We start from the raw sequence: 15,525 nt of genomic DNA on the forward strand, positions 1-15,525 counted from the left end.
TGGAGGAAAGAATGGAAAGCCATAATTTATACCGAGTGAAAGAAGAAGATCTGGATAAGCTGATCCGGATATTGACCGTATGTTTTTCGGAGGATCCTCTGTATCATGCACTGATCCCGGACAGGGATACCAGAGAACGGCTGATGCCGGAGCTTTTTACCTGTGATCTTACGGAGTTTTTTGAGACCTGCGAGATTTATGCAGACAGCAGTGAGTTGAACAGTATCCTGGTAGTATCCGACGGAACAGAGCATGAAGCAGCCTTACATAATCTGATGGTGGATTTTTTTGCCCTTCTGAAAACAGATGGCTATCTGATCAAAGAGGATCCAAGTCTTGCGACCCTGCGGAAATTCATCCAGGGAAAAGACTATCTGAATTCCAGCTGGACTTCCCAGCTTCATACAGCAGAAAGACTTCATGTGATCTATCTGGCAGTGGCGCCGAAGATGCAGCATCACGGTCTTGCTGAAAAGCTGATGGATGAGGTGATCGATTATGCGGACAGGCATAAGCTGATGATCTCTCTGGAAACCCATAATCCGGCAAATGTTTCCATGTATGAGAAATTCGGATTTAAATTATACGGCATTGTACAGAAAAAAGGATTTGATCTGAAGCAGTACTGCATGATCAAACAGGCATAGGAGGAATTACGATGAAACGAAAATGGTGGCATGACAAAGTGGTATATCAGATATACCCCAAGAGCTTTTATGATTCCAACGGAGACGGAATCGGAGACATCCCAGGAATCATCAGCAAGCTTGATTATCTTAAGGAACTGGGAGCAGATATCCTCTGGCTTTCCCCAATCTATAAATCTCCCCTTGCAGACCAGGGATATGACATTGCAGATTATTATGCGATTGATCCGAGGTTTGGGACCATGGAGGATATGGATCGTCTGATCGCAGAAGCAAAAAAAAGAGAAATGTACATCCTTATGGATCTGGTGGTAAATCACTGCTCCGATGAGCATGAGTGGTTTCAGCAGGCTATTAAGGATCCGGACGGAAAGTATGGAAATTTCTTTTATATCCGGGACAAAAAGTATGGCAAAGCTCCCTGCAACTGGAGAAGCTATTTCGGTGGTCCGGCATGGGAAGAGCTTCCGGGACATCCGGATAAACAGTATCTCCATGTATTCCACAAGAAGCAGCCGGATCTCAACTGGGAGAATCCTGAAGTAAGAGAGGAAGTCTACAAAAACATCCGCTGGTGGATGGAAAAAGGGCTTGGCGGATTCCGTATTGATGCCATTATCAATATCAAGAAGAAGCTTCCGTTTTCCGATTATCCTGCCGATCGTGCAGATGGGCTCTGCAGCGTCGGGAGGATGCTGGAGGAGGCAGAAGGGATTGGAGAATTTCTGGGAGAGATGGCTGAGAAGTGTTTTCATCCCTATGATGCTTTTACTGTAGGAGAGGTCTTCAATGAAAAGGAAGATGAGATCAAAGATTTTATCGGAGAAAACGGATATTTTTCATCCATGTTTGATTTTGAAGAAACCTGTTACGGAAAGAGCGAGGATGGCTGGTATGCATCCAAACCGTACCTGACTCCGGAAGAGTACAAGAAGTGTATTTTCCATACGCAGAAAAAGATTGGGGATACCGGCATGATCTCCAACATTATTGAGAATCATGATGAGCCAAGAGGTGTCTGTCACTATATTTCTCCGGAAGATCGCTGTCCGGATTCAAAGAAGCTCCTGGCAGGTGTTTATTTCCTGCTGAAGGGAATTCCGTTTATTTATCAGGGGCAGGAGATCGGTATGGAAAATATGGAGTTTACTTCTATGGATCAGATCGATGACATCAGTACCATCGATGAATACCAGGTAGCGCTCCGTGCCGGATGCAGTGAAAAAGAAGCGCTTGATGCTGCTTCCGCATTTTCCAGAGACAATGCCAGAACTCCGGTACAGTGGAGCGCAGAGAAAAATGCGGGATTTTCAGAAGGAGAGCCGTGGCTTGGGGTCAATCCCAATTATAAGGAGATTAATATAGAGTCCCAGTTAACGGATAGTAATTCCCTCCTTTCTTTCTACAAAAAGCTGACTGCATTGAGAAAAGCTCCGGAATATAAAGAAACGCTTGTATACGGAACATTCGCTCCATATCAGGAAGAACAGAAGAATCTGATCGCATATACAAGAAACGGTGAGAAAAATCTTCTGATCCTGGGAAATATGCAGGCACAGTCACAGAAGGTATCTTTGCCGGGAGAAGTAAAAGAGGTGCTTCTGAATAATCAGAAAGCTGTGGAGATCACAGAAAAAGAGATCATTTTGAAACCGTATCAGTTTATCGTTCTGGAGACCGCTGACTGATGCGGCATCAGAACAGCAGAGAAAAAAACAATAGCTATTTAGCTGACAGTCTGTTAAAATAAATGCTCGGCTGAAAAAACAGCCGTAAAGAAAGAGAATGAGAATTCAGAAGGGAATAAAGTATGCTGAAGATAAAGAATTACGTAAAGGCAGAAAGCCTTGAACAGGCATATGAACTGAACCAGAAAAGAACAGCCTGTGTGCTGGGCGGTATGGTCTGGCTGAAAATGGGAAACAGGAACATCATGACAGCCATTGACCTGTCAGGTCTTGGGCTGGATACTATTACAGAAACAGAAGAAGCATTTGTGATCGGCTGCATGACACCACTTCATGCGCTGGAAACCCACAAAGAGCTGAATGCCTATACAAACAGTGCTATCCGTGAAAGTGTACGGCACATTGTGGGTGTGCAGTTTCGAAACTGTGCCACAGTGGGCGGAAGTATTTTCGGAAGATTCGGATTTTCCGATGTACTGACCATGTTTCTGGCACTGGATACCTGGGTGGAGCTGTACAATGGCGGAACCATTCCGCTGGCACAGTTTGCATCCATGGAAAAGGATAACGATATCCTGGTAAATATCATTGTAAAAAAACAGCCGCTGAACAGTGTGTACTTAAGTCAGCGGAACAATTCCACAGATTTTCCTGTGCTCACCTGTGCGGCCGCTCTTATTGACGGAAAAGCAAGAACTGTCATTGGGGCCAGACCCGGAAAAGCAATGATCGTGGAAGATGAAGAGGAAATCTTAAAAGATTTTGTACAGATGGATGCACAGCAGAAAAAGGATGCAGCAGCATCTTTTGCCGCATATGCGGCGGAACATGTTTCTACAGACAAGAACATGCGTGCTTCAAAAGAATACAGAAGTCTTCTTGTGAAAGTCCTTACAAGAAGAGCCTGGGAAGAGATCGGAGGGAGAGCAGAATGAATATCACTTTCTGGCTGAATGGTGTAAAACGGCAGGCCGAGGTACGTCCGGATGAACTGCTTCTGGATTTCCTGCGGAAAAACAGCTGTTACAGCGTAAAACGTGGCTGTGAGACTGCAAACTGTGGTCTCTGTACTGTGCTGATGGATGAACGTCCGGTACTGTCCTGCTCCATGCTGGCTGCCCGCGCAGACGGGAAACGGATCGTGACTCTGGAGGGAATGCAGGAGGAAGCAAAGGAATTCGGCGCTTTTATGGCAAATGAGGGAGCAGAGCAGTGCGGCTTCTGCAATCCGGGATTTATCATGAATGTATTTGCCATGTTAAAGGAACTGGAAGATCCCACAGAAGAGGATATCCTGGAGTATCTTTCCGGAAATCTGTGCCGTTGCTCGGGATTTGTGGGACAGACCAGAAGTATCCTGAAATTTCTCGACTATAAAAAAGGACAGGAGGAAGGAAAATGAAATACGTAAACAAGCCGGTGCCAAAAACAGATGCAATGTCGCTGGTAACCGGAAAACCGGTCTATACCGATGATCTTGCACCTTCTGACTGCCTGATCGTCAAGATCTTAAGAAGTCCTCATGCCAATGCCTGGGTGGAAGAGATCAAGACAGATGCTGCAAAGAAGATCGAGGGGATTGCCTGTGTTCTGACCTATGAGGATGTTTCCCACAAAAGATTTACTCTGGCCGGACAGACAGCGCCTGAGATCAGTCCATGGGATCGTTATATCATAGATAAGCATGTGCGTTTTGTAGGGGATCCGGTTGCCATCGTAGCCGGTGAGACAGAAGAGGCAGTAGATAAAGCCCTGAAGCGCATTAAGGTAAAATATCGTGTGGAGGAAGCGGTTCTGGATATCCACACAGCCAAGGATAATCCCATTCTGGTGCACCCGGAGGATGATTGGTATATGCCGATCCCGGCCGGCGGAGATAATAAGCGTAATCTCTGTTCCTCCAATGTAGAAGAAGTGGGTGATGTGGATGCCATGCTGGAAAAATGTGCGTATACAGTAGACCAGGTTTACCACACAAAGGCAAATCAGCAGACCATGATGGAGACCTTCCGTACCTACTGTTATATGGACCATTTTCAGAGACTGACGGTGGTTTCTTCCACCCAGATCCCGTTCCATATCCGAAGGATCGTAGGAAATGCGCTGAACATTCCGTCTTCCAAAGTTCGTGTGATCAAGCCTCGTATCGGCGGGGGCTTTGGTGCAAAACAGTCTTCTGTCAGTGAGGTTTTCCCGGCACTGGTAACATGGGTTACCGGGCGTCCGTCCAAGATCGTTTTTTCCAGAAAGGAATCCATGATCGCGTCTTCTCCGCGGCATGAGATGGAAGTCCATATCCGTATGGGTGCAGACGAAAACGGTATTGTAAAGGCAATCGATCTTTATACTCTTTCCAACACCGGTGCCTATGGAGAGCATGGGCCTACAACCGTAGGACTTTCAGGCCATAAATCCATTGCGCTGTATCGTCATACGGAAGCCTACCGTTTTGCCTATGATGTTGTTTACACCAATATGCAGGCAGCTGGCGCTTATCGTGGCTATGGTGCCACACAGGGTATTTTTGCTGTGGAGTCCGCAGCAGATGAGCTGGCTCATAAGATGGGGATGGATCCAGTAAAATTCCGTGAGCTGAACATGCCTATGGAGGGAGAGGCACTTCCAGGATATCCGGATGTACCGATCAACGGCAGCTGTACCATGGATAAATGCCTCGCCCGTGCAAAGGAAATGATCGGATGGGATGAGAAATATCCGTTCCGTGATATGGGTAACGGCAAAGTACGGGGTGTCGGTATCGCTATGGCCATGCAGGGCTCATCTATTGCAGGGATCGATGTCGGCGGAGCAGACATTAAATTAAATGAGGATGGTTCCTATACCCTGGCACTTGGATGTTCTGATATGGGAACCGGCTGTGATACCATTCTTGCTCAGATGGCAGCAGACTGTCTGGATACAGATATGAAAAATATCGTGGTATTCAGTGTGGATACAGATATTTCTCCCTATGATTCCGGTTCTTATGCATCTTCCACAACCTATGCAACCGGAAATGCCGTGATCCAGGCCTGCGGAGAACTCAGAAAGAGAATCCACACTTTTGGCGCACAGATGCTTGGAGTATCTGCAGAGGATTCTGATTTTGACGGAGAAAAAGTCCGCACAGAAGACGGAAAAGAGGTAACGCTGCAGCAGATCGCAGGAAAAGCGACCTGTGGAGTCTGCAGTGAGCTTCAGGTTGTAAAAGAATATTCTTCTCCGATCTCTCCGCCACCGTTTATGGTAGGTGCCGCTGAAGTGGAGGTCGATAAAGAGACCGGACAGATCGATGTCATTGATTATGTGGGCGTGATCGACTGTGGAACTCCGATCAATCCAAATCTTGCCAGAGTGCAGGCAGAAGGCGGTATCGGTCAGGGAATCGGAATGGTTCTGTATGAGGATGTGCAGTATACAGATAAGGGAAAGATCCGTAACAATTCTTTTATGCAGTATAAGATCCCCAACCGTATGGATATTCCGAAGGTGCGGATCGAGTTTGAGAGCAGCTACGAGAAGACAGGTCCTTTCGGTGCAAAATCCATTGGTGAGCTTGTGATCGATACACCTTGTCCGGCTATTGCCAATGCGGTTTATAATGCAACAGGTGTACGTGTCAGAGAGCTCCCGATCACTCCGGAGAAGGTTGCAATGGGAATCCTTGCCAGAGAAGCCGGAGAGAAGGTGTGAAATGCAGGAGCTGATACTGGCAATTGCCGGACTGATCCTGGAACTGCTGGTATTTTTCTGTGCAGGAAGTCTGCTGACACGGATACTGAAAATGAAGGCGGAAGTAACCATGGAACTGGTCTTGGGATATCTTCTGTATTTTGCGGCTTTTGAGATACTTGCAGTTCCTATGACACTGAAATGGGTAAAACTGAGTACCTTTTCGTATCTGTGGATGGTGATCATGGCAGCTTGTGTACTGGCAGCATGCCTGTTTGCGCATAAACTTTGGAAGGGACAGCTGGACCGGATAGGAGAAACATTTCGGAAGCATTCACTGCTGCTGCTTTTGACCGCTGCGGCAGTGATCCTGCAGTGTTTTCTGGTGGCTGCATATCAGGACGTTACTGCAGATGCAACACATTATATTGGTGCAGTAAGCACTTCCGTGTATACAGACACTCTTGCCCGATACAGTCCGCTTACCGGTGTTATCCAGAGAAATTTTAATCTCCGCTATGATCTTTCTGCATATCCGATGAACAATGCGGTGTGGTGTGTCCTTCTGGGCATCCACCCGATCGTTCAGTCCAAGGTCGTGATGTCTGTGATCAACATGCTGATGATCAATCTTCTGATCTACCAGATCGGAAAAAGCTTTTTTCGTGGAGATGAAAAAAAAGCAGACCTGATGGTTCTTTTTGTGTGTCTGATGCAATTGTTTTCTTTTTCTATCTATACAACAGGAACCTTTGCGTTTATGCGGGTTTATGAAGGGAAGGCCCTGCTGGCAAATATTTCCATTCCGGCAGCGCTTCTGGTAAGTATACGGCTCTGGCTCAACAAAGATGGCAGAAATAAAGAGAGCTGGGTGCTGCTTTTCATTGCTGCAGTCAGTGCGTTGACGTTTTCAGGATCCTCCCTTATTTATCCTGCAGTAGTCAGTACGGCGATCCTTCCGGTGATGGTGCTGAAGAAAAAGCTTTCCTACGCGATTCCCTATGCGCTTTGTATGCTGCCGGGATTTTTGTATGCCCTGGTTTATTTTTCGGCGAAGCTTGGATGGATTGCATTTCCGGCATCATAGGAAACTGGGAGGATACTATGGATAGGAGAAGAAAATGGCGGGAGTAACGATCGAAGAACTGGGACTGCGTTTTGTGCAGATCTGTATGGAAAATTACTGGAGTGGCTGTATGCTGCCTGTATTTTTTCTGGCAGGTATACTCTGGGATATTTTTTACCGCAGGAGAAAAGAATCCAGAGTGTTCCTGTATTATCTAGTCTTTCTGGCACTTACGGTATATAATCCGGTTCTTGTAAAATATGTGATACCAAAGGTACATTTTGAAAATGAATATTATCGTTTTATCTGGATCCTTCCGGTGATCCCGGGTGCTGCCTATTATGCTGTACGGATCGTAGAAGCGGTAAGGTTTCGATGGCTGAAGGCTGTAACAGCGCTGATCCTTGCGGCAGTGATCGTCACTACGGGGACACCTGTTCCCGGCATTGCAAAAGATTATGTGATGGCGGAAAACATCTATAAAGTCCCGAATGAGCTGCGCTCAGTATGCGATGTGATCCATCAGGACTGCGATAAAGAACAACCCAAGGTTGTTTTTGACAATGAGCTGAATCTGGTGGCTAGACAGTATGATCCGTCACTGATCCTTGTTCTGGATCGTAATTTTATCCTGTATCGTGCAGGAAGTACTGTGGTAGGAAACTACGAAAACAGCAAGGCCTACCAGATCCAGAAAGTGATCATGGATGTGATCAGTTATCAGATGGATGTAGGGATCGATAAGTTCCGGCAGGTATTGAAAAGAACGGAAACCGATTATCTCGTTCTTCCGGTAGATCTTACAAATCATGACTATATCCGTCAGGCAGGATGTACCCCTATTGCACAGACAGAAAAATATGTGGTATACAGGTTTGAAGGGTGAATATGTTCGCCCTTCTGGCCTGGAAAAATGACTAAAGTGCGTAAAACGATACGGAGAACGGAGTGAACAGCAACCATAAAATGTGTGATGAATATGTACTGTTTAAAAAAATCTTTACAATTTCATGGATTTGTGTTAAAATCATAAACAGTGTAAACCTACTTTGATAATTTCATACCTGAATTTAGAAGTTATGTTTTTCATTATGCACCTGTAGCTCAGTGGATAGAGCAGTGGTTTCCGGTACCATGTGCGGGGGTTCGATTCCCTTCAGGTGTGTTACCCGGAACAGTGGGAATTGTTCCGGCGTGTTGTTATGATAAGGAGGACAAGAACTTGGATGATTTCAGAGAATGGTTATCAGATAACCTTCGCTATTTTATGTTAGGCGGAGCCATTCTGGTGATCGTGCTTGTTCTGATCTTTGGCGTCCGCGCCTGTGTTGGAGGTAAGAAGGGGAATTCCAATAAAGATCAGACAACAGCCCAAAGTAACCAGGAAAATGATCCTTCTTCTCCGGCAAATGATGGGGAGACAGACGAGAAGAAAGACGCCAGTTCCGCGGCAGATACGGATGCGGAGACAACCATGGAAAAAGCCAGCACGGAAGTAACCGAGCTGATTCAGAGCTATTATAAAGCTTTTGGGGAAAAAGACATTGCAACACTTAAGACGATTGAGGACGGATTTACGCCGGCTGATGAGTCGCAGATTAATTCAAGGGATTATATTGATGGGTATGAGGTACAGAATGTTTACGCTAAGAAGGGACTGACGGACGATTCGTATGTCGTTTATGTAGTCTTTAATTATATCTGTACTGGAATTGAGACTCCGGTTCCGGCACTGAGCCAGTTTTATGTGGAGACGGGCAGTGACGGCAATCTGAAGATCAAAGGTGGTGCTGATGACGATGCAGATATCAGTGCCTATGTGAAAAAACTGGAATCTGAGAAGGATGTGCAGGAGCTTATCACAAAGGTAAAGACGGACTATGAAGCTGCGCAGGAGAGTGATCCCTCTCTGGCAGAATTCCTTCAGGGCCTTGGTGAAGATGCCAGTGCTTCCGCAGATGCAGGAACAATGCTTACAGTTACAGAGGATTGTAATGTTCGTGCTTCCGCAGATTCAGAGGGTGAGGTTATCGGTGGTTTTTCTGCAGGAACGGAAGTTGAAAAGAAAGGGCAGGAAGGCGACTGGATACAGGTTGATTATGATGGACAGACCGGTTATGTCTATAGTGGTCTGTTAGAATAATAAGGGTTAATAAAATGCAGGTTCCGGAAGAACCTGCATTTTTGTTGCTCTGATATAACGAAAGATCATTTTTTGAGTGAACCGTCTGCTGCCAATGTGTATTTTTTTCCATTTACGGTGATGGTTCCGGTCTGCATGATTCCGTCTTCGTCCAGATAATAACGTTTTTTGCCTAGGGTGATCCAGCCGGTCTGCATGATTCCGTCCTTATTGAAATAATATCGATGACCATCTGTGTCGGTAAGCCATCCGGTATAGGCGGTTCCGTCAACCATAAATTTCCAGTTGGTGCCATCCGGTGTCCAGACTCCGTTTTCTGCCTCCGGCGAAACCTTTTCTGTTTCGGGAATCTCTGTGGGAACAGGAGACGGTGTGGCGGAAGGTGAGGGAGCGCCGGAAGATATCGATACATCTGTATGGTGATCGCGATCTGAACTTGGTTCAATAGTCGAAATATCGCTGGTATTTATGGAAACTACGGAAGTACTGCTGCTTTCAAAAGGACCGGCCGATGACTGGGTAAAGAGAATACCGCAGATCAGACACAGGAAAACAGCGACAAAGATCAGCAGCCGGTTCATACGTGGAGTATGCTCTGACATGTTTTTCCTCCTGATATTTAAGTATATTTCTGTTTATCATACAATAATGAGAAAGAAAATACAAGAAAAATAACCGGTTGCGAACGCATGAGAAAAAATATATAATAGAACAATGGACGAAAAAATCAGAATCAATAAATATTTAAGCGATATAGGAGTCTGCTCAAGAAGAGAGGCAGACCGACTGACAGAAGCGGGGAGAGTTACTGCTAATGGAGAACTGGTTTCCACAGGAATGAAGATCCTTCCGGATGCGGAGATCTGTATTGACGGAAAGCCTGTAAAAAAACAGGAAAAAAAGATCCTGCTTCTTTTTCATAAACCAAAAGGGATTGTCTGCAGCACCAAGCAGCAGCGGAATGAGATGACAGTAACAGAATATCTGGATTATCCGGTGCGGATCTATCCCATAGGACGGCTGGATAAAGATTCCGAAGGACTGCTTCTCCTTACCAATGAAGGAGATCTGGTGAACCGTATCATGAAGGCGGGGAACTACCATGAAAAGGAATATCAAGTGACCGTGAATAAACCGGTGACAGAAGAATTTATCCGTGGTATGGGCGGCGGAGTGCCGATCCTTGATACGGTCACACGTCCCTGCAAGGTTACAAAAACAGGGAAGAACAGTTTTTGTATCATCCTTACCCAGGGTCTGAACCGCCAGATCCGTCGTATGTGTGAATATTTCGGATATAAAGTCGTAACACTGAAACGTGTTCGGATCATGAATCTGTATATTGATGGCCTGGAAGAGGGGAAATATCGTGAGATCCGACCGGAAGAACGAAAAGAACTGGAGGAGATGCTTTCCTCCGAAAAATCAGAAAAAAGGACGGGAGGAAGCCATGAACGAATCATCCATAAAAAAAATGAAAGAGCTGGGAGAAAAGCTCCGGGAAGCGTCCAGGGCCTATTATCAGGAAGACAGGGAGATCATGTCCAACGTGGAGTACGACGCCCTGTACGACACTCTGAACGCACTGGAGAAAGAAACAGGGATCGTTCTGGCAGACAGTCCAACCGTTAATGTAGGATATGAGGCAGTGGAGCAGCTCCCCAAGGAAGAACATGAGAGACCGATGCTGTCTCTGGATAAGACCAAAGAGAGAGAAGCTTTGAGAGAGTTTATCGGGGAACATCCTACACTTTTATCCTGGAAGCTGGATGGCTTAACGATCGTGCTTACCTATGAAAACGGAGAGCTTATAAAGGCAGTTACCAGAGGAAATGGTATTGTGGGAGAGGTTATTACCAATAATGCCAGAGTATTTAAGAACATACCTTTGAAAATTTCTTTTAAAGGGAGACTGGTACTTCGCGGAGAAGCCATCATTACCTATTCGGATTTTGAAAAGATCAACGAAACCATCGGAGATGCAGATGCCAAATACAAAAATCCCAGAAATCTCTGCAGTGGTTCTGTCCGCCAGCTGAATAACGAAATTACAGCGAAGAGAAACGTACGGTTTTATGCTTTTTCTTTAGTGAGTGCGGAAGGCGTGGATTTCCGGAATTCCAGGGAGGTGCAGTTCCGGTGGCTGAATGAACAGGGCTTTGAAGTTGTGGAATATCGAAAAGTCACAGCGGAAACTCTGGATGAAGCGATGGATTACTTTGCGGAAGCAGTTACGACCAATGATTTTCCGTCAGATGGGCTTGTGGCATTGTATGATGATATTGCTTACGGAGAATCTCTGGGAACTACGGCCAAGTTTCCAAGGAACGCCATGGCATTTAAATGGGCCGATGAGATGCGTGATACGAGACTTCTGGAGATTGAGTGGAGCCCGTCCAGGACCGGACTGATCAATCCGGTAGCAATTTTTGAGCCGGTGGAACTGGAAGGAACCACAGTGAGCAGGGCCAGTGTGCATAACATCAGTATCATGAAGGAACTGAAGCTGGGGATCGGAGATACCATTCGTGTATACAAAGCAAATATGATCATTCCTCAGATTGCGAAAAATCTGACCGGAAGCGGTAATGCACCGATCCCGCATACCTGCCCGGCCTGCGGACAGGAAACGATAGTAAAGAAAGAAAACGATGTGGAATGTCTTTTCTGCGTCAATCCGGGATGCCCGGCCAAGAAGATCAAATCCTTTGGGCTTTTTACAAGCAGGGATGCCATGAATATCGACGGACTTTCCGAGGCAACACTGGAGAAATTTATTGCCAGGGGATTTATCCATGATTTTGGCGATATTTTTGAGATCAGCCGGTATAAAGATGAGATCGTGGAAATGGAAGGCTTTGGGCAGAAATCCTATGATAATCTTATGGAAAGTCTGGAACGGGCGAAAGAGACTACACTTCCAAGGGTGATCTACAGTCTTGGGATCGCAAATATCGGTCTGGCTAATGCAAAGGTGATCTGCCGCCATTTTGACAATAATCTGGACAGGATACGTCATGCCAGTCTGGAAGAGGTCAGTGATATTGATACCATCGGGCCGGTCATTGCCGGAAATCTGGTAGCTTATTTTAGGGATGAGGATAATAATCGCCGCCTGGATCATCTGATGAGATTTCTTCATATTCAGGAGGACAGTCCCAAACAGGAACAGATCTTTGAAGGAATGAATTTTGTAATCACAGGAAGTCTGGTGCACTTTGGAAATCGAAGTGAGGCCAAAGAGCTGATCGAATCCCTGGGAGGCAAGGTTACCGGTTCAGTTACCAAAAAGACCAATTATCTGATCAATAACGACATCCAGTCCAATTCATCCAAAAACAAAAAGGCAAGAGAACTGGGGATTCCGATCCTTTCAGAAGAAGATTTTCGGAAACTTGCCGGAGTGCAGTAAAGGCCGTACAGACTGGAGATACTTTTTATCTGAAGAAAAAAGCCGAGCGGCTCCTTTATAAGAGACGCTTCATATATAAGGAGGGCAAACAATGCCGATCAAAACACAGGGGGATCTTCCGGTAAAGGAGATCCTGGAGAGAGAAAATATATTTGTAATGGACGAAAAACGTGCCATGCACCAGGATATCCGTCCGATCCAGATTCTGATCCTGAATCTGATGCCGCTGAAAGAAGAAACAGAGTTGCAGCTTCTGCGTTCTCTTTCCAATACACCGCTGCAGGTGGATGTGACATTTATGGCTGTGGAGAGCCATGAAGCCAAGAATACATCTCTCAGCCATCTGAACAAGTTTTATGAAACATTCACCGATATAAAGAAAAGTAAATTTGATGGAATGATCATCACAGGAGCACCGGTGGAGCAGATGCCTTTTGAGGAAGTGGATTACTGGAATGAGCTGACTGAGATCATGGATTGGACTGAGAAGCATGTGACTTCCACGATCTTTCTCTGTTGGGCAGCGCAGGCCAGTCTTTATCATTTTTATGGCCTGGAGAAAAAACCTCTGGATAAGAAAATGTTCGGACTTTTCCAGCACAGGGTACTGAACCGTAAGATCCCTCTGGTCCGGGGCTTTGATGATGTATTTCTTGCGCCGCATTCCAGACACACAGAAGTTCCTATTGCAGATATCCATGCATGCAAAGACCTTACGGTCCTGGCGGAAAGCGAAGAGGCTGGTCTGTTCCTTGCAATGGCAGAGGGAGGACGTAAAATCTTTGTTATGGGACATCCGGAATACGACCGCGTGACTTTGGATGGCGAATATAAAAGAGACCTTGCCAAGGGTCTGCCTATTGAAATCCCGAAGAACTATTACAAAGATGACGATCCAAACAACAAACCACTCCTCACCTGGAGGGCCCATGCCAACAACCTGTATACGAACTGGTTGAATTATTACGTATACCAGAGTACTCCGTATGACCTGTACGGGACACCGGATTTCAGGGAAATTTAAGGAATATGAAATAAGTGTTAGCATAAGCTCATAAATCGTAGACAAAGCTATGATTTATGGGCTTATTTTAGATTGCTGCTTACGAAGGTCTTTCCTGAAAAACATTCCTACAAAATGTAGGAATAAATGCAATGTTTATGGTATGAAATGCGGCTGGTCTTTTGCATTTATTTTGATACAATCATTATATAAAAGACATGGAACTGAAATAAGAATTCTTGGTTACTGTTCATTGGTAATATTCTGCGTAGCGTGTTACTGAGAACGGAATGGACAGTAACAATTCTTGATGCAGGCCAGAATATGTTAACGGGAGGATAAATAGTATGATAATCATAGGTGAAAAAATCAATGGATCCATCCCCTCTGTGGCGGAGGCGATCGCAAACAGAGATGCAGAATTCATCAAGCAGCGGGCACTTGCTCAGGCAAACTCAGGAGCAAGCTATATCGATTGTTGCGCATCTGTTCCGGAAGCAGAAGAAGTAGAAACCTTGAAATGGATGATCGACTGTATTCAGGAAGTGACAGATCTTCCGATTTCCGTAGACAGTCCCAGCGCAGATGTTCTTACAGAAGCTTACAAATTCTGCAGAAAACCGGGTATTTTTAACTCTGTATCTGGTGAAGGGGATAAGATCGATAAGATTTTTCCTCTTATGGCACAGCCTGAAAATAAAGGGTGGCAGGTTATCGCGCTTCTAAGCGATGATACAGGTATCCCCAAAAGTGCGGAAGACAGGCTGAAGGTATTTGACAAGATCATGGCAAAAGCGAAAGAGTACGGAATTTCACCGGATCGTATCCATATTGATCCATTGGTTGAGATGCTCTGTACATCTGAAGATGGTATTGCGATGAACGTGGAAGTAATTTCAAGTGTCCGTAAACAGTATCCGATGATCCACATTACAGCGGCGATCAGCAACATTTCCTTCAATCTGCCGGTACGTAAGCTTATCAATTTCGGATTTGTGGTACTTGCAATGAATGCCGGCCTTGACAGTGCGATCATGGATCCTACAAACAGAGATATGCTTGGACTTGTATATGCAACAGAGGCATTGCTTGGTCTGGATGATTACTGTATGGAATACATTGGAGCATACAGAGAAGGTCTGATCGGACCTGTAAAAAAATAAATAAAACGCATATGCGGAATGCGGATAAAAAATAAAAAGCGGAGGTGTTTGATTATGTCAAAAATCACAGAAGTAGCAGAATTGGTAGAAAAAGGAAAAGCAAAACTTGTAGGTGCAGCTGTACAGTCAGCTCTTGATGAAGGCTGTGAGGCAACAGAGATTCTTAACAGCATGATCGATGCAATGGCTGTTGTAGGTGAAAGATTTAAGAACGGAGAAATCTTTGTTCCGGAAATGCTGGTAGCAGCTCGTGCAATGAAAAAGGGTGTTGAGGTTCTGAAACCGCATCTTGCATCCGGCGCTACAGGAAGTATGGGAAAACTTATCATCGCTACTGTAGCAGGAGATCTTCATGATATCGGAAAGAATCTTGTTGCAATGATGATCGAAAGTGCCGGCTTTGAAGTTATTGATCTCGGTGTTGATGTACCTGCATCGAAGGTTATTGAATGTTACAAAGAAAATCCGGATGTTAAGGTAATTGCACTTTCAGCGCTGCTCACAACTACAATGCCGGCTCTGAAGGATACAGTTGCAGCACTTAATGCGGAAGATTTCAGAAGCAATGTTAAGATCATGGTTGGAGGAGCACCGATCACGAAGGAGTTTGCAGATGAGATCGGCGCAGATGGATATTCAGAAGATGCAGCAAGCGCAGCAGTTCTTGCAAAAGCTTTGGCAGCATAAGGGAAAATAAAACGGGCCGCTCTGTATTGTCTGTGCATGGCATA

General features: G+C 45.4%; 13 protein-coding genes, 1 tRNA gene and 1 pseudogene. 14 read left to right on the forward strand and 1 reads right to left on the reverse strand.

What is annotated here, in order from left to right; genetic code table 11:
* The first annotated feature begins 11 nt into the window (after positions 1-11).
* The 9 genes from DW694_RS10480 to DW694_RS10520 all read left to right on the forward strand — a co-directional run bounded on the left by DW694_RS10480 (position 12) and on the right by DW694_RS10520 (position 9,216).
* A complete protein-coding gene (locus DW694_RS10480; RefSeq protein WP_015524714.1) occupies positions 12-647 on the forward strand; it encodes a GNAT family N-acetyltransferase in 636 nt (211 codons plus the stop codon).
* An 11-nt stretch (positions 648-658) separates the two neighbouring features.
* Positions 659-2,335: an alpha-glucosidase gene (locus DW694_RS10485; RefSeq protein ID WP_118752956.1), complete on the forward strand. Its 1,677-nt coding sequence runs from the start codon at positions 659-661 to the stop codon at positions 2,333-2,335.
* Positions 2,336-2,457: 122 nt separating this feature from the next.
* Positions 2,458-3,270 (forward strand): FAD binding domain-containing protein, encoded by an 813-nt coding sequence (locus DW694_RS10490; RefSeq protein ID WP_118752957.1) that lies wholly within the window; start codon positions 2,458-2,460, stop codon positions 3,268-3,270.
* Positions 3,267-3,737, forward strand: a complete 471-nt coding sequence (locus DW694_RS10495) for a (2Fe-2S)-binding protein (protein ID WP_015524717.1) — start codon at positions 3,267-3,269, stop codon at positions 3,735-3,737. The genes DW694_RS10490 and DW694_RS10495 overlap by 4 nt, the downstream gene beginning before the upstream one ends.
* Positions 3,734-6,028 (forward strand): molybdopterin cofactor-binding domain-containing protein, encoded by a 2,295-nt coding sequence (locus DW694_RS10500; protein WP_118752958.1) that lies wholly within the window; start codon positions 3,734-3,736, stop codon positions 6,026-6,028. The genes DW694_RS10495 and DW694_RS10500 overlap by 4 nt, the downstream gene beginning before the upstream one ends.
* A 1-nt stretch (position 6,029) precedes the next feature.
* On the forward strand, positions 6,030-7,094 hold the full coding sequence (locus DW694_RS10505; protein WP_092068974.1) for a DUF6077 domain-containing protein: 1,065 nt from the start codon (positions 6,030-6,032) through the stop codon (positions 7,092-7,094).
* 34 nt (positions 7,095-7,128) lie between these two features.
* Complete coding sequence (locus DW694_RS10510; protein WP_118752959.1) at positions 7,129-7,959, forward strand: hypothetical protein; 831 nt, start codon at positions 7,129-7,131, stop codon at positions 7,957-7,959.
* A gap of 207 nt (positions 7,960-8,166) precedes the next feature.
* A tRNA-Arg gene (locus DW694_RS10515) sits at positions 8,167-8,238 on the forward strand.
* 57 nt (positions 8,239-8,295) lie between these two features.
* The gene (locus tag DW694_RS10520; protein WP_022426066.1) at positions 8,296-9,216 is read left to right on the forward strand and encodes an SH3 domain-containing protein; all 921 of its coding nucleotides are present in this window, start codon (positions 8,296-8,298) and stop codon (positions 9,214-9,216) included.
* Positions 9,217-9,281: 65 nt separating this feature from the next.
* Here the strand turns inward: DW694_RS10520 and DW694_RS10525 are convergent, their stop codons facing one another.
* Entirely contained in the window at positions 9,282-9,818 is a 537-nt protein-coding gene (locus DW694_RS10525; RefSeq protein ID WP_118752960.1) for a cell wall-binding protein, read from the reverse strand.
* A 112-nt stretch (positions 9,819-9,930) separates the two neighbouring features.
* Here DW694_RS10525 and DW694_RS10530 point away from each other — a divergent pair.
* The 5 genes and pseudogenes from DW694_RS10530 to DW694_RS10550 all read left to right on the forward strand — a co-directional run.
* Positions 9,931-10,581, forward strand: a pseudogene (locus tag DW694_RS10530) (pseudouridine synthase); the annotation flags it as partial.
* 85 nt (positions 10,582-10,666) lie between these two features.
* Positions 10,667-12,628 (forward strand): NAD-dependent DNA ligase LigA, encoded by a 1,962-nt coding sequence (gene ligA / locus DW694_RS10535; RefSeq protein WP_118752961.1) that lies wholly within the window; start codon positions 10,667-10,669, stop codon positions 12,626-12,628.
* Between the two features lie 91 nt (positions 12,629-12,719).
* The gene (metA, locus tag DW694_RS10540) at positions 12,720-13,652 is read left to right on the forward strand and encodes a homoserine O-succinyltransferase (protein ID WP_118752962.1); all 933 of its coding nucleotides are present in this window, start codon (positions 12,720-12,722) and stop codon (positions 13,650-13,652) included.
* 326 nt (positions 13,653-13,978) lie between these two features.
* Positions 13,979-14,794: a methyltetrahydrofolate cobalamin methyltransferase gene (locus DW694_RS10545; protein WP_021650848.1), complete on the forward strand. Its 816-nt coding sequence runs from the start codon at positions 13,979-13,981 to the stop codon at positions 14,792-14,794.
* 54 nt (positions 14,795-14,848) lie between these two features.
* Positions 14,849-15,481, forward strand: coding sequence for a corrinoid protein (locus DW694_RS10550; protein WP_015524728.1), 633 nt, complete (start codon positions 14,849-14,851; stop codon positions 15,479-15,481).
* Positions 15,482-15,525: the final 44 nt, after the last annotated feature.

This window comes from Ruminococcus sp. AM26-12LB, from assembly GCF_003480785.1.
Taxonomy (GTDB): Bacteria; Bacillota; Clostridia; order Lachnospirales; family Lachnospiraceae; genus Blautia_A; species Blautia_A fusiformis.